This is a genomic window from Sphingobium sp. PNB (assembly GCF_019873065.1).
Classification (GTDB): domain Bacteria; phylum Pseudomonadota; class Alphaproteobacteria; order Sphingomonadales; family Sphingomonadaceae; genus Sphingobium; species Sphingobium fuliginis.
In genome coordinates, this window is sequence record NZ_JAINEZ010000107.1 from 1 (window position 1) to 14,475 (window position 14,475).

A 14,475-nucleotide genomic window follows, 5' to 3' on the forward strand; every position below is an offset into this window, starting at 1 on the left:
GAATCAGGACATTCCCCCTCCCGCCTGCGGGAGGGGGAATGTCCTGATTCCACCCCTCCATACACCGATCAGACCATCCGCCGCAGCACGCCATCCTTCAATATGAAATGATGCCGCATCGCCGCCAGCCCGTGCAGGATGAGCAACGCCACCCAGACGAAACCCAGAACCTCATGCGCTTCCCCTGAAATCCCGACGATCGCATCGCCCTTCGCCACCGCGAATTTGGGCACGTCGAACAGGAAGAACCAGTTCAGGGGCCGGTCGCCGGCGGATGTCATGACCCATCCGGTCAGCGGCAGGACCAGCATGAACGCGTAAAAGGCGAAATGGGTGAGATGCGCCGCCCCCTTTTCCCATGCGGGCATTTCGGCTGGCAGCGGCGGGGCGCTGCGCGTGAAGCGCCACATTATGCGCGCGACCGTCAGGGCCAGCACGGTCAACCCGATCGACTTGTGGACGGGCATCACCTTCCACTCCCTGGGCAGCGCGTCATGCGCAAAGCCCAGGAAAAGGTTGAACAGGATGAGGATCGCCATGATCCAGTGCAGCGCGCGCGCAACGTGACTGTAGCGATCCATCCCATACTCCTGCCTGGCTTCTTACCCCTGACGATTGGCGACCAGATTATCCACCACCGACGGGTCGGCAAGTGTACTAATGTCCCCCAGCGCCTGGGCGGACACCTCGCCCTCCGCGATCTTGCGCAGGATGCGGCGCATGATCTTGCCCGACCGGGTCTTGGGCAGGCCGGGGGCGAACTGGATCACGTCGGGCGTCGCGATCGGCCCGATCTCGCTGCGCACCCATTTCACCAGCGTCTGGCGCAGTTCGTCGGTCGCTTCCTCGCCGCTGTTCAGCGTCACATAGGCGTAGATGCCCTGTCCCTTGATGTCGTGCGGGAAGCCCACCACCGCCGCCTCCGCCACCGCCTCGTGCAGCACCAGCGCGCTTTCCACCTCCGCCGTGCCCATGCGATGGCCCGACACGTTGATCACGTCGTCGACGCGCCCCGTGATCCAGTAATAGCCGTCCTCGTCCCGCCGCGCCCCGTCGCCGGTCGTATATTTGCCGGGAAAGGTCGTGAAATAGGTCTGGAAAAAACGCTCATGATCGCCCCAGACGGTGCGCATCTGGCCCGGCCAGCTTTGCGCGATGACTAGATTGCCCTCGGCCGCGCCGTCCAGCACATGGCCCTCCGCATCGACGATCTGCGGCACCACGCCCGGCATCGGCAGCGTCGCGGAACCGGGCTTCAGGTCCGTCGCGCCCGGCATCGGCGCGATCATCGCCCCGCCCGTCTCGGTCTGCCACCAGGTGTCGATGATCGGGCAGCGATCCTCGCCCACGACATGATGATACCAGCGCCAGGCTTCGGGATTGATCGGCTCGCCCACCGTGCCCAGCAGGCGCAGCGACTGGCGGCTGGTCGAATGCACGAACTCGTCCCCCTCCTTCATCAGCGCGCGCAGCGCCGTAGGCGCGGTGAAGATGGTCTGCACCTGATGCCGGTCCACGACCTCCCAGATGCGGCTGGGCGTCGGATAATTCGGCACGCCCTCATAGATCAGCGTCGTTGCCCCGTTCGCCAGCGGGCCATAGACGATATAGCTGTGCCCCGTGACCCAGCCGATGTCCGCCGCGCACCAATAGATGTCGCCGGGCCGGTAGTCGAAGCACAGCTCATGGGTCAGACTGGCCCAGAGCAGATAGCCGCCGGTCGTGTGCAGCACGCCCTTGGGCTTGCCCGTCGAACCCGATGTGTAGAGGATGAACAGCGGATCTTCCGCGTTCATCGGCTCGGGTGCGCAATCCGCGGACACCTTGGCCGCCTCCTCATGCAGCCACAGGTCGCGGCCTTCCTCCATGGCGACAGCCCCACCGGTCGCCCGGACGACGATCACCTTGCGGACGCTGGTGCACAGTTTCAGCGCCGCGTCGACATTGGTCTTGAGCGGCACTTGCCTGCCCGCGCGGCACCCCTCGTCGGCGGTGATCACCAGCGTGGAATCGCAGTCGATGATCCGTCCCGCCAGCGCCTCCGGCGAAAAACCGCCGAACACGACGCTGTGGATCGCGCCGATCCGCGCGCAGGCGAGCAGGGCGAAGGCGGCTTCGGGGATCATCGGCATATAGACGGTGATCCGCTCGCCCTTCTTCGCCCCTGCGGCCTTCAGCACATTGGCGAAGCGGCAGACCTCCTCATGCACCTCGGCATAGGTGTAGCGGCGCGGCTGCGCGTCCGGCGAATCCGGTTCCCAGATGATCGCGGTCTGGTCGCCGCGTTCGGCCAGATGCCGGTCGATGCAGTTGACGCTGACGTTCAGCACGCCGTCGGCAAACCATTTCACCCCGAAATCGGCTTCGTGGAAGCTGCTCTCATTGGTTTTCGTGGGAAAGTTCACCCAATCCAGCCGCTTCGCCTGCTCCAGCCAATAGGCGTCGGCGGCATCGATGGACCGTCGATAGTCCGCCGCCCGTCCGTCCCGGTCGAACAGGGCGGAAGACGCCCATTCGGCAGGAACCGGGAAAAAATCGTCAGACATGCAGCATCCTTTCCTTCACGAAACCATCGCTTGGCGTCCTCCTAGAACCAAGCCGCGGCGACAGGAAGACAGGATCGTTCTTCCCCGGCCACAGTTTCCGCTCATGTCGCACTGGATTTAAGCAGGATCATGCCATTTGCCGCTTTTCGCATGAGCCGGCTCGGCCTAACAGGAAGGGAATATGTGGCAACTTTTCCAATTTCCGCTCTGTCCATTCTCACGCAAGGTCCGTCTGCTGCTCGGTGAAAAGGGCGTGGGCTACGACCTGGTGCGCGAATCGCCCTGGGAAGCGCGCGACGAGTTCCTCGATCTCAATCCCGCCGGCACGACGCCGGTGATGGTGGATCAGGAAAAGGGCGTGACCCTTATCGACAGTCAGGCGATCTGCGAATATTTCGAGGAGACGGTGGAGAAATTCCCGCTGATCTCCGGCACCGCCGCGGGCCGGGCGGAGGTGCGGCGGCTGACCGCCTTCTTCGACCAGAATTTCTACGGCGACGTCGTCGGCCCGCTCCTGCATGAACGGATGAAGAAGCGCCTGATAGAGCGCGCGCCGCCCGATGCCCGCGTGCTGCGGGAAGCGATGAAGCGCGCCAATGTCCATATGGATTACATGGACTATCTGCTCGACCATCGCGCCTGGATGGCGGGTGGAACGCTGAGCTTGGCGGACATCGCCGCCGCCGCGCATCTTTCGGTGGCGGATTATCTGGGCGGCATCGACTGGGCCGGGCATGAGACGGTGAAGCGCTGGTATGCGGGCTTCAAGTCGCGCCCTTCCTTCCGGCCCCTTCTGTCGGAGCGGATGGAGGTGATCACCCCGCCGCCCCATTATGAAAAGCCGGATTTTTAATACGGACATTCCCCTCCCGCAAGCGGGAGGGGTCAGGGGTGGGCGCGAGCGCAGCGAGCTTCCAGCCTGGAGGTAGAGAACCGCCGCCGATGTCGCGCCAGCCCGCCCTCCGACCCCCGCTTGCAGGAGGGGGAGGTGGGGGTCAATCCAGCTCCGCGGCCAGATATACCCGGTTCCGGCCATGCTCCTTGGCCAGGTAGAGCGCGCGGTCCGCCGCCTTCAGCGCAGCGCGCGGGTCTTCATAGGCCAGCACATTGGCGACCCCGGCGGAAAAGCTGACCCGCTCCATCCGCTCGCCATTGGCCCGGTTGACCAGGCTGCGGGTGGACAGGTCCTGCCGCACGCTGTCCACCGCTTCGCATGCCTCGGCGGCGGTCTTGCCCCGGAACAGCATGACGAATTCCTCGCCGCCATGGCGCGCGACATGGCATTGGTCGTTGCTGACCTTGGACAGCAATCCCGCCACGAATTTCAGCACCCGGTCGCCGGTATCATGGCCATGGGTATCGTTGATCAGCTTGAAATGATCGATGTCGCAAAAGGCGACGGCCAGTTGCTGCCCTTCCTTCTGCGCCTGCGCCAGTTCCTCGCGCAGCGTGCCTTCGAAGGCGCGGCGATTGGGCAGGCCGGTCAGATGGTCGTGCTCGGCGGCGCGGCGCGCGCTTTCCAGATTGGATTTCAGAAGCTGCGTCTGCTTCTGATTGTCGCGAAGCTGGCTTTCGACCTGCCGGGTCTTTTCCACCATGGATCGGGTCAGCGCCACCAGGCGCGCCAGCACCGGCTGGTTGTCGGAACCGGCGGCCAGGCCCTTCACCTCTTCCTGCAACGCCGCGCCATAATCCTTGGCTGAATTGCGCGATTCGGTCATCAGCCCGGTGAATTGCGACAGATTCTCCTCGACCTTGTCGAGCATCGAGGCAAGCGCTTCGGGCGTGACCTCGTCGTTGCGCTGTTCGGCGGCGACATTCTCGACCCAGCCATTGGTGATCTTGCCGCGTTCGGCCAGCACCGCCCTTACGGCCTTTTCCACGCCGATATGCGATCCGGTCAGATAATCATGGGCGACGCCGAAATTGAGCGGCGTCAGGTCCAGGTCATGGGCGAACAGGAAATCGCCTATGTCCTCGTACAGCTTGCGCCGCTGGACGATTTCCCGGCTGGAAGCGCTGCCGTGCCGGGCGCGTTGCGGCTGCTCCGGCTCGTCCATGGCCTCGTCGTCGGTCTTGCCTGACAGGCCTCTGGCCCAGCGGGCCAGGCGGTCGGTCAGACCATGTTGCGCGTTTGCGGAAGATGATGCCCCAGTCATGTCCGCTAGAACGACCGGCGATAAACAAGGTTAAGGACGTGCCAAGCGAAAAGACGCAAGGCGTTGATCGTCCTCGATTATATGTCCGCGCCGATCAGCCAGTCGCGGAAAATCCGCACCGCCCGGGTCTGCAGCGCGCGCGGCCGGCAGACGAAGAAATAGCGATAGGGGCTTTCGACCCGATTTTCCGGAAACAGCCGGACCAGCCGGGAATCCTGCGCTTCATTATAGTGGCTGGCGTGCATCACGGCGATGCCAAGCCCCTGCGCCGCCGCCTCCAGCATCAACTGACCGGAATCATAATTGTCGATCGCCAGCGGTTGCAGGTCGGGCAGGTGCACCGCATCCTTCCACGCCTCGAAGGCGAGCGTCATGTCGCGATGCAGCAGCACCGTATGATTGGCCAGCTCCTGCGGGGCGGTCAGCGCATTGGGCGCCTCCAGCAACGCCTTGCGCCCGATCAGATAGACCTCGTCATGGTCCAGCTCATGGGCGTAGAGCGCGGGATCGATGTCCTTCGCCAGCACGATCGCCGCGTCCAGCCCTTCGCCCAGCCGCGCCACGGCATAGGGGGTGGTCTCGATGTCGATATGAAGCTGCGGATGCCGCTGCCGAAGGGCGCCCAGATGCGGGAACAGCCTCTGCGTCGCGAACAGCGGCATGACCGCCAGCCGCAGCCGCAACTGGTTTCCGCCGCTCTGGATATTCTCCAGCGCCTGGCTCAGCGAATCGAGCGCCGGCGCGATGTCGTCCAGCAGGCGCTGCCCGTCGGCATTGATTTCCAGCGCCTGATGCTTGCGGTCGAACAGGGGCCGGCCGATGAACCGTTCCAGCGCCTGCACCCGCCGGCTGAGCGCGGGCGTCGAGAGCGCGAGTTCCTCCGCCGCCGCCTTGACCGATCCAAGGCGGGCGACCTGAACAAAGGCCTCCAGGGCCGTAAGGGGCGGCAATCTACGCATAAACCGTCATGTTCATCTGGCCGGTCCGCTGCGACGCATCATTGCTTCTTCTGGAACGGCGCGCAAACCGGCTTCAAGCATCCTTATTCCACTGAGCAGGAAAAAAGGGCAGTTGGCAAGATGCAAAAATTGCAACTCCTCGATTCTTTTCGCACTTGCGAAAATACATCCCGCACTGCACATAGGAAAGGCCTTTCAGGCATCCTCTCCTATAAACTTTCCGGGCTGGCCTTCGGGCCGGCCCTTTTTTTATTCGTTCCGGGGCTCGCCATGGCCCCTTTCCCTCAGCCGCGACGTTCCCTATCTCGTTACGCAGCGAACAGAACGGGGAAGGCGAAGTGGCCGAAGAAGAAACCGCAGGACGCAGGATACAGGTGGCCAATGCGCGGCCCGAAGATGCGGGGCGCGGCCTCGCCCGCCTTCCTTTGGCGGTCATGGCGGAACTCCACCTTGCGGAAGGCGATGTGGTGGAGATCGCGGGCAAGCGGTCGACCCCCGCGCGGGTGGTCCGGCCCTATAAGGAGGATGAGGGGCTGGATGTCCTTCGCCTCGACGGGCTTCAGCGCGCCAATGCCGGCGTCGGATCGGGCGACTTCGTGATCATCCGGAAGGTCGATCCCCGGCCTGCCCAGCGGGTCGTCTTCGCGCCTGCACAAAATAACCTGCGGCTGCAGGGCAATCCGGAGGCGCTGAAGCGCGTTTTCTTCCAGCGGCCGCTCGCCTCTGGCGATGTCGTCGCAACTGCGGGACAGCAACAGGTGCCGCCCGGCGACATGCCGCCCCAGTTGCGCCAGATGCTGGCCGCCCCGGCCTATGCCTTGCAGGAAATCCGCCTGGTCGTGGTGTCGACCGTGCCCAAGGGCATCGTCCATATCGACGCCGACACGGAAGTGGAACTGCGCGCCGAATATGAGGAGCCCCGCGAATCCCGCCGCGCCGACGTCACCTATGACGATGTCGGCGGCATGGCCGAAGCCATCGACCAGCTGCGGGAAATGGTGGAATTGCCGCTGCGCTATCCCGAACTGTTCGAGCGGCTGGGCGTGGACCCGCCCAAGGGCGTGCTGCTCCACGGCCCGCCGGGCACCGGCAAGACCCGGCTGGCCCGCGCCGTCGCCAATGAATCGGAAGCGGAATTCTTCCTGATCAACGGGCCGGAGATCATGGGTTCGGCCTATGGCGAGTCGGAAAAGCAGCTCCGCGAGATTTTCGAGGCGGCCGCCAAGTCGGCGCCGTCGATCCTCTTCATCGACGAGATCGATTCCATCGCGCCCAAGCGCGGCAATGTGACCGGGGAGACGGAAAAGCGCCTCGTCGCCCAGTTGCTGACGCTGATGGACGGGCTGGAACCGCGCACCAATCTGGTCGTCATCGCCGCCACCAACCGGCCGGAAGCGATAGACGAGGCGCTGCGCCGCCCCGGCCGCTTCGACCGGGAGATCATCGTCGGCGTGCCTGACGAGCGCGGACGGCGGGAGATATTGGGCATCCACACCCGCGGCATGCCGCTCGCCGACGGCGTCGACCTGGGCGAACTGGCGCGCATGACCTATGGATTTGTCGGTGCGGACCTGGCGGCGCTGACCCGCGAGGCGGCGATCGAGACCGTGCGCCGCTTCATGCCCCGGCTCAATCTGGAGGAGGGAACGATCCCCCCTGACGTGCTGGAGGAACTGTCCGTCGCGCGCGACGACTTCATGGCCGCGATCAAGCGCGTCCAGCCCTCCGCCATGCGGGAGGTGATGGTGCAGGCGCCCAATATCGGCTGGGCCGACATCGGCGGCCTGGACGAAGCGCAGATGCGCCTCAAGGAAGGGGTGGAACTGCCGCTCAAGGACCCGGACGCCTTTCGCCGCATCGGCATCCGCCCGGCCAAGGGGTTTCTGCTCTACGGTCCGCCCGGCACCGGCAAGACGCTGCTGGCGAAGGCCGTGGCGCGGGAAGCGCAGGCCAATTTCATCGCCACCAAATCGTCCGACCTGCTCAGCAAATGGTATGGGGAGAGCGAGCAGCAGATCGCCCGCCTCTTCGCCCGCGCGCGGCAGGTGGCGCCGACGGTCATCTTCATCGATGAACTGGACAGCCTGGTTCCGGCGCGCGGCGGCGGCCTTGGAGAACCGCAGGTGACGGAGCGGGTGGTGAACACCATCCTGGCCGAGATGGACGGGCTGGAGGAATTGCAGTCCGTCGTCGTCATCGGCGCGACCAATCGCCCGACGCTGATCGATCCGGCGCTGCTGCGGCCGGGCCGGTTCGACGAGCTGATCTATGTCCCCGTGCCCGATCAGGCGGGGCGCAGGCGCATCCTGTCCATTCACACGGGCAAGATGCCGCTTGCCGAGGACGTCGATCTGGATGCGCTGGCGGAGCGCACGGAACGGTTCACCGGGGCCGATCTGGAGGATCTGGTCCGCCGCGCGGGCCTGGTCGCGCTGCGCCAGTCGCTGTCGGTCGACAAGGTCACGCAGGCGCATTTCGAAGCCGCGCTGGAGGATACCCGCGCCTCCGTCACGCCCGAAATGGAGCGGGAATATGAGCAGATCCAGGCAACGCTGAAGCAGAGCGTGATGCAGATCGATCCCATCGGCTTCGTGTCGCCCGGCATGTTGCGGGCGCGCGCCAGGACTGAATGAAGAGACATGCTCCCGCGCAGGCGGGAACCCGGTTCCGCCGTTTGAACCGGGTTCCCGAAAGGCCTCCTGCCCTGTCGAACGCCTTCGCGGGAACGCATGCGCATGACCCGATGATGCCGGTCCCTCCGACCTATTTGTCCCTCCACCGCGAAGGCGCTTGCATGCCCGTGCGATTTTTGCGAGTCGGACAGGCAAGGCAGACAGGCGAGAATGAATGGCCTCCATCCCTTTGAAGAAAAAGAACCGGGCCGTTTCCGGAAAACCGTCCTCCACCTTCCTGGGTCAATGGGGCATGTTCCTCCGGCAGTTCATCAAGCATCCCGGCATGATCGGATCGGTCATCCCATCCTCGCAAATGCTGGTCGACAGCATGCTGGAGGGCGTGGACTGGCAACGGACCCGGCTGTTCGTGGAATATGGCCCGGGCGTCGGGACGTTCACGCGGCCCATTCTCGAACGGCTGCATCCGGACGCCACCCTGCTGGCGATCGACCTCAATCTCGACTTCGTCGCCTATCTGGAGGCGGAGATCGACGATCCCCGGCTGCGCATCGTCCACGGTTCGGCCGCCGATGTCCGCCGCTTCATCAAGGAGGCCGGCTATGCCCAGGCGGACTATGTCCTGTCGGGCATTCCCTTCTCGACCCTGCCCGGCGGCGTGGGGGAGGCGATCTGCGCCGAAACCCGCTCGGTGCTGAAGACCGGCGGCGCATTTCTGGTCTATCAATATTCCGGCTATGTCCGCCGCCTGCTGTCGCCGCTGTTCGACGAAATCGGTGATCGGGTGGAGTGGCGCAACATTCCACCGTGCCGGATGTTCACGGCGGTGAAGCGGGAAATCCTGGCCCAGGTGGCCTGACCCTTCCGCCTTCCTGTTGAATTTACGTCATTTCGCCGGGATTTTGTCCTGTCCGGCAGGTCTATACCCCATTTGGGGTATGCGCCATGCAGCGCCGGTCGCTACGCGCCCCGCATAGGCAGACCTTCTGCCTCCGGCGGCCGGGCCATATTGCGACCCATGGCCCGGTTGCCGGCTAAGGTTGCCGCAACGATCGTTTCGCTTCGGCCGGCTTTCATGATAAGGCCCGGCGCGAAACACGGCGAGATAGTTCATGAACGACCTGACCCAGACCCCCGAAATGCTGATCGCGACCATGGGCGCGCGCGCCCGCGCGGCAGCGGCCCGGCTTTCCACCGCCAGCGACGCGCAGAAGATCGACGCGCTGCGCCGCGCCGCGCAGGCGCTGCGGGATCAGGCGCCGCGGATCATCGCCGCCAATGCCCGGGACATGGAAAACGCTGCCGCCAACGGCCTGTCGCCCGCTATGCTCGACCGTCTGAAGCTGGACGAGGACCGCGTCCTTGCGACGGCGGCGGGCGTGGATCAGGTCGCGACCCTCATCAATCCGCTCGGCAGCGTGATCGACAGGCAGGTCCGTCCCAACGGCATGGAGTTGAGCCGCGTCCGCGTGCCGCTGGGCGTGATCGGCATCATCTATGAAAGCCGCCCCAATGTGACCGCCGATGCCGCCGCGCTCTGCCTGCGCGCCGGCAACGCCGTGATCCTGCGCGGCGGCAGCGAGGCAAAGGAAAGCAACCGCGCCATCCACGCCGCCATGGCCGAGGGTATCGCCGCCGCCGGCCTGCCCGCCGACGCGGTGCAACTGGTTCCCACCACGGACCGCGCCGCCGTGGGCGCGCTGCTCAAGGCCGCGGAGTTCATCGACCTCATCGTCCCCCGTGGCGGCAAGAGCCTGGTCGCCCGCGTGCAGGAAGAGGCGCGCGTGCCCGTCCTCGCGCATCTCGACGGCATCAACCACAGCTATGTGGATGGCGCGGCCGATCCGGACATGGCGGAAAAGCTGGTGGTCAACGCCAAGATGCGCCGCACCGGCATTTGCGGCGCGACCGAGACGGTGCTGATCGACAAGGCCTATGCTCAGGCGCCCGCCATCGTGAAGGCGCTGCTCGACGCCCAATGCGAAGTGCGCGGCGACGAGGCCGTGCAGGCGATGGACAGCCGCGTCACGGCAGCGTCGAACGAGGATTGGGATACCGAATATCTCGACGCCATCGTCTCTGTGCGGATCGTGGACGGGCTGGACGAGGCGCTCGCCCATATCGCCGCCCATGCCAGCCATCATACGGACGCGATCATCACCGAGGATGCGGAGAGGGCCGAACGCTTCCTGAACGCGGTCGACAGCGCCATCGTGATGTGGAACGCCTCCACCCAGTTCGCGGACGGCGGCGAGTTCGGGCTGGGCGCGGAAATCGGTATCTCCACTGGCCGCCTGCATGCCAGAGGCCCTGTGGCGCTCGAAGGCCTGACGACCTATAAATGGCTGGTGCGCGGAACGGGGCAGACCCGGCCGTAATGCCCAAACCCCTCCTCCGTTCGCCCTAAGCCTGTCGAAGGGCTTCGACGGGCTCAGCCCGAACGGGGAGAGGGTGGTGCCCAAATGGAAAGGGTGGCGCTTACCCCTTCACCACCCCATCGATCGCCTTCAGCTTCTCCAGCATCGGCCCGACCCACTCAACCGGCAGCATCACCGGCCCGTCCGAAGGCGCATTATCCGGATCGTCATGCGCCTCGGCAAACACCGCCGCGACCCCCGCCGCCACCGCGCTCCGCGCCAGCACCGGCGCAAATTCCCGCTGCCCACCGGAAGCCGATCCCAATCCGCCCGGCTGCTGCACCGAATGGGTGGCATCGAACACCACCGGATAGCCCGTCTGCGCCATCACCGGCAGCGCCCGCATGTCGCTGACCAGCGTGTTGTAACCGAAACTCGCCCCGCGCTCCGTCAGCAAAATCCGCTCATTCCCGGTCGACGCGACCTTCTGCGCCACCGCCGCCATGTCCCACGGCGCCAGGAACTGCCCCTTCTTCACATTGACCACCGCGCCGGTCCGCCCCGCCGCCAGCAGCAAATCGGTCTGGCGGCACAGAAAGGCGGGAATCTGGAGAATATCCACAGCCTCCGCCGCCGCCTCCACCTGCCCGGCCTCATGCACGTCGGTCAGCACCGGACAGCCGAACGCCGCCTTCACCTCCGCCAGGATCGCCAGCCCCGTATCGATCCCGACGCCCCGCTGCCCCGATACGGAGGTCCGGTTCGCCTTGTCGAAGGAGGATTTGAAGATGAACGGCACCCCAGCCTGTCCCGCAAGAGCGGACAGTTTTTCCGCCATCATCATCGCATGGTCGCGGCTCTCGATCTGGCAGGGGCCGGAGATCAGAACGAAGGGCAGGTCGTTGCCGACGGTAACCGACCCGATGGAAACATGCTTGGCTGTCATCATCGCGCTCACTTCGGCGCTTTGACGAAGCGGCGCAAGAGCTGCCCGCGCCAAAGCCCCTTGCCGGGATGATAATTCCAGCAGAACCAGCCGAAGACGAGGCAGGCCAGCAGCGAGGGCAGCGCCATCGGATCGCCTTCCCCTTTCATGTGCCGGTAAAAGGCAAGGTCCGCCCGCCACCGGTCCCGCTCGCTGCCGCCGCCATTGATGCCATAGGCATTGTCGTGACGCCGGCAACCGATGTTTCGGTTGTATTTGCGGTGGTCTATGAAATAGCAGTAATCGCGTTCGGGTGTCGTCATGGCCCGATGTGGACAGGGGCCATGGAAAAGTTCAAGCGTAAAGTCTTCTACCTTGGCGGTTTCGATCCGCGCGGGGTGCGTTTCTACCACCAGATGTACCGCGAGCAGGCGGAAGCCTACACGCGCCTGTCGGGCGAACGGGTGGAGGTCAGCGCCCGCCGCTCCGGCCCGGCCTCTTCCGCCAGTTGGACCGTCACCAACCATGGCGCCGGGGTCGAGACCGATTATGAGTTCCTCCGCTGGGAGGATCTGGTCGGCAAGGTGTGGATACGTAATCCGCTGCTGCTGGCGTGGCGCTCCATCGCCACATATGGCGCCCATGCCCGCCACATGCAGTTCCTGCGGATGCGGAAACTGCGCCCGGGGCCGGTCATCACCATCCTCTATCCGCCGCTGCTGGCGGTGCTGATCCCGCTGGCGCTGGCGCTGATACCCGCGCTGCCGCTTTCGCTGCTGATGCCCTTCTGGGCCGCCGCGCTGGTCGGCATCGGCATCAGCGTGGCTCTGTCGGGCCGCCTGCTCAACAAGCTGATCGTGCCCTGGCTGCTCCGTTTCATGGTTTACAACCACAGCGTCGCCGCCCAAGGCCCGGGTGCGGATATGGACGAGCGCCTGGACCAGTTCGCCGCCCGCATCGTGGGGGAGGTGGACGGCCCCTGGGACGAGGTCGTCTTCGCCTCCCACAGCAACGGCACCATCTATGCGATGAGCGTGCTGCGCCGCATCCTGGAATTGCGCGGCGACCGGCCGCTGCCCGACAATTTCACCGTCCTAACCCTGGGTCAGGTCGTTCCCGTCATCGCCCTGCGCAAGGATGCGCGCTGGTATCATGCCGACCTCAAGGCGCTGGACGACAAGCCCTTCCGCCTCGTCGATTTCTCCGCTCCCCCCGATGGCGCGGCCTATCATGGCGTCCATCCGATCCGCCTCGTCTCGGATCGGTGCGCGGCGCGCGTCGACCTGCTCTCGCCCCGCTTCCACCTCTTCTACGATCCGGAAAACTATCATGGCGGCTGGTCGAACAAATATGAGGCGCATTTCGACTATCTGCGCGTGGGCGACCGCCTGTCGCCGGTGGACTATGTCAGCCTCACCGCCGGCCGCCGCACCATCGACGAAGCCATAGCGCAATTCAGGACGATCCCATGACGCAGCCCTTCACCCCGCCCTATCCCGAACCGCCGCGGACCCGCCGTGGCCTCGTCAAGCGCTTCTTCCGGGGCTGGCATAGCTGGATTCATGTCCTGTTCGAGAAGAGCTACACGATGAAGCTGGGCGAAATCCGCATGCCCGGCCAGACCATGTACATCGCCAACGAACTGCCGCTGGTGGACCAGATCCTGCGCGGCGGCACGGCCTATCCCAAGCATCGCGAACTGGTCCGCAACCTGTCCCCCCTGATCGGCAACAGCGTCTTCTCCGCCAATGGGGAGGATTGGGAAAGCCAGCGCGCCATGGTGAACCCCGCCTTCGCCCACACCGCGCTCAACCGCTCCATGCCGCTGATGGTGGCGGCGGCCGACGACCTGCTCGCCCGGCTCGACGCGGCGGACAAGGGCAAGCCGGTGGACATCGACCCGATGATGACCCATGTGGCGGCGGACATCATCTTCCGCACGCTTTTCTCGGAGCCGCTGGACGAGCGCCGCTCCAACATCATCCACACCGCCTTCGGCCGTTTCCAGCGGCTCGCCCACAGCGCCTCGATGCTGCGCCTCTACGGCTTTCCCGCGCGCTGGTTCGAGAAACGCTCGCTGGCCCCGGCAAAGGCGATCCATGAGGTCTTCCGTCCCATTGTCGAAGCGCGCCATGAGGGCTTCCACCAGCGCGGGGAGGCGCCGCACAAGGACATCCTCCAATCGCTGATCGAAGCGAAGCATCCCGAAACCGGCGACCCCTTCACCCTGCAACAGGTGATGGACCAGGTTTCCACCGTCTTCCTCGCCGGCCATGAAACGTCCGCCAGCACCATGACCTGGGCGCTCTACATGCTGGCGGAATGCGCCCATATCCAGACCGCCGCCCGCACGGAGGTGCAGCAGCTCGCTGGGGACGCGCCGCTCACCGCGGCGATGCTCAAGGACATGGGGGCGATCCGCAACATCTTCCGCGAAACGCTGCGCCTCTATCCGCCCGTCGCCTTCTTCCCGCGCGAAGTGACCTGCCCGATGCCGATGCGCGACAAGAGCCTTGAGGAAGGCGCGATGCTGGTCGTCGCCCCCTGGCTCACGCAGCGCAACAAGGACAACTGGGCCTGTCCGCACAGCTTCATGCCCGAACGCTTCGAAGATCCCGCCAATGCGGAGATGGTGCGCCAGGCCTGGTTTCCCTTCGGCCGCGGCCCCCGGGTTTGCGTGGGCGCGGGCTTCGCACAGCAGGAGGTGATGACGGTGATCGCCAGCGTCCTGCGCCGCTACCGCCTGTCGGTGCCCGACGGGTTCAGGCCCGAACCGATCAGCCGCCTGACCATCCGGCCAAGGACGGGGATGAAGCTGATGTTCGATGCCGTCCGGCTTTGACGGATGGGGTGGATTGCGGACATTCCCCCTCCCGCAGGCGGGAGGGGGTTAGGG

The 14,475-nt window shown here is 65.2% G+C and carries 12 protein-coding genes; 6 read left to right on the forward strand and 6 right to left on the reverse strand.

Going from position 1 to position 14,475, the window contains the following annotated elements:
• Window positions 1–68 precede the first annotated feature (68 nt).
• Window positions 69–581 carry a cytochrome b gene (locus tag K7W03_RS23730; protein WP_044660401.1) on the reverse strand — a complete coding sequence of 171 codons (513 nt, stop codon included), beginning with the start codon at window positions 579–581 and terminating at the stop codon, window positions 69–71.
• A gap of 21 nt (window positions 582–602) precedes the next feature.
• On the reverse strand, window positions 603–2,546 hold the full coding sequence (gene acs / locus K7W03_RS23735) for an acetate--CoA ligase (RefSeq protein WP_222887508.1): 1,944 nt from the start codon (window positions 2,544–2,546) through the stop codon (window positions 603–605).
• A gap of 181 nt (window positions 2,547–2,727) precedes the next feature.
• Between acs and K7W03_RS23740 the strand changes: the two genes are divergently transcribed.
• Window positions 2,728–3,399, forward strand: coding sequence for a glutathione S-transferase family protein (locus tag K7W03_RS23740; protein WP_025551482.1), 672 nt, complete (start codon window positions 2,728–2,730; stop codon window positions 3,397–3,399).
• Between the two features lie 142 nt (window positions 3,400–3,541).
• On the opposite strand, the gene K7W03_RS23745 is transcribed toward K7W03_RS23740, so the two are convergent.
• The gene (locus tag K7W03_RS23745) at window positions 3,542–4,705 is read right to left on the reverse strand and encodes a sensor domain-containing diguanylate cyclase (RefSeq protein ID WP_222887509.1); all 1,164 of its coding nucleotides are present in this window, start codon (window positions 4,703–4,705) and stop codon (window positions 3,542–3,544) included.
• Window positions 4,706–4,782: 77 nt separating this feature from the next.
• On the reverse strand, window positions 4,783–5,664 hold the full coding sequence (locus K7W03_RS23750; protein ID WP_222887510.1) for a LysR substrate-binding domain-containing protein: 882 nt from the start codon (window positions 5,662–5,664) through the stop codon (window positions 4,783–4,785).
• 338 nt (window positions 5,665–6,002) lie between these two features.
• Here K7W03_RS23750 and K7W03_RS23755 point away from each other — a divergent pair, with 338 nt between their 5' ends.
• The 3 genes from K7W03_RS23755 (at window position 6,003) to K7W03_RS23765 (ending at window position 10,675) form a co-directional block, all read left to right on the forward strand.
• Window positions 6,003–8,297, forward strand: a complete 2,295-nt coding sequence (locus tag K7W03_RS23755) for a CDC48 family AAA ATPase (protein WP_025551488.1) — start codon at window positions 6,003–6,005, stop codon at window positions 8,295–8,297.
• 214 nt (window positions 8,298–8,511) lie between these two features.
• On the forward strand, window positions 8,512–9,156 hold the full coding sequence (locus K7W03_RS23760) for a class I SAM-dependent methyltransferase (RefSeq protein WP_025551490.1): 645 nt from the start codon (window positions 8,512–8,514) through the stop codon (window positions 9,154–9,156).
• 253 nt (window positions 9,157–9,409) lie between these two features.
• On the forward strand, window positions 9,410–10,675 hold the full coding sequence (locus K7W03_RS23765; RefSeq protein ID WP_222887511.1) for a glutamate-5-semialdehyde dehydrogenase: 1,266 nt from the start codon (window positions 9,410–9,412) through the stop codon (window positions 10,673–10,675).
• Window positions 10,676–10,775: 100 nt separating this feature from the next.
• On the opposite strand, the gene kdsA is transcribed toward K7W03_RS23765, so the two are convergent.
• Both kdsA and K7W03_RS23775 read right to left on the reverse strand, forming a co-directional pair.
• Window positions 10,776–11,603, reverse strand: coding sequence for a 3-deoxy-8-phosphooctulonate synthase (gene kdsA / locus K7W03_RS23770; RefSeq protein WP_222887512.1), 828 nt, complete (start codon window positions 11,601–11,603; stop codon window positions 10,776–10,778).
• A gap of 5 nt (window positions 11,604–11,608) precedes the next feature.
• On the reverse strand, window positions 11,609–11,902 hold the full coding sequence (locus K7W03_RS23775) for a hypothetical protein (RefSeq protein ID WP_025551496.1): 294 nt from the start codon (window positions 11,900–11,902) through the stop codon (window positions 11,609–11,611).
• Between the two features lie 21 nt (window positions 11,903–11,923).
• Between K7W03_RS23775 and K7W03_RS23780 the strand changes: the two genes are divergently transcribed.
• Window positions 11,924–13,051, forward strand: a complete 1,128-nt coding sequence (locus tag K7W03_RS23780; protein WP_222887513.1) for a hypothetical protein — start codon at window positions 11,924–11,926, stop codon at window positions 13,049–13,051.
• A complete protein-coding gene (locus K7W03_RS23785; protein WP_061938250.1) occupies window positions 13,048–14,421 on the forward strand; it encodes a cytochrome P450 in 1,374 nt (457 codons plus the stop codon). Before K7W03_RS23780 ends, K7W03_RS23785 begins: the two co-directional genes overlap by 4 nt.
• Window positions 14,422–14,475: the final 54 nt, after the last annotated feature.

Coding starts and splice junctions, on each gene's coding strand:
- K7W03_RS23730 (WP_044660401.1), bottom strand. CDS start 581: ATGGATCGCTACAGTCACGTTGCGCGCGCGCTGCACTGGATCATGGCG.
- acs (WP_222887508.1), bottom strand. CDS start 2,546: ATGTCTGACGATTTTTTCCCGGTTCCTGCCGAATGGGCGTCTTCCGCC.
- K7W03_RS23740 (WP_025551482.1), top strand. CDS start 2,728: ATGTGGCAACTTTTCCAATTTCCGCTCTGTCCATTCTCACGCAAGGTC.
- K7W03_RS23745 (WP_222887509.1), bottom strand. CDS start 4,705: ATGACTGGGGCATCATCTTCCGCAAACGCGCAACATGGTCTGACCGAC.
- K7W03_RS23750 (WP_222887510.1), bottom strand. CDS start 5,664: ATGCGTAGATTGCCGCCCCTTACGGCCCTGGAGGCCTTTGTTCAGGTC.
- K7W03_RS23760 (WP_025551490.1), top strand. CDS start 8,512: ATGGCCTCCATCCCTTTGAAGAAAAAGAACCGGGCCGTTTCCGGAAAA.
- K7W03_RS23765 (WP_222887511.1), top strand. CDS start 9,410: ATGAACGACCTGACCCAGACCCCCGAAATGCTGATCGCGACCATGGGC.
- kdsA (WP_222887512.1), bottom strand. CDS start 11,603: ATGATGACAGCCAAGCATGTTTCCATCGGGTCGGTTACCGTCGGCAAC.
- K7W03_RS23775 (WP_025551496.1), bottom strand. CDS start 11,902: ATGACGACACCCGAACGCGATTACTGCTATTTCATAGACCACCGCAAA.
- K7W03_RS23780 (WP_222887513.1), top strand. CDS start 11,924: ATGGAAAAGTTCAAGCGTAAAGTCTTCTACCTTGGCGGTTTCGATCCG.
- K7W03_RS23785 (WP_061938250.1), top strand. CDS start 13,048: ATGACGCAGCCCTTCACCCCGCCCTATCCCGAACCGCCGCGGACCCGC.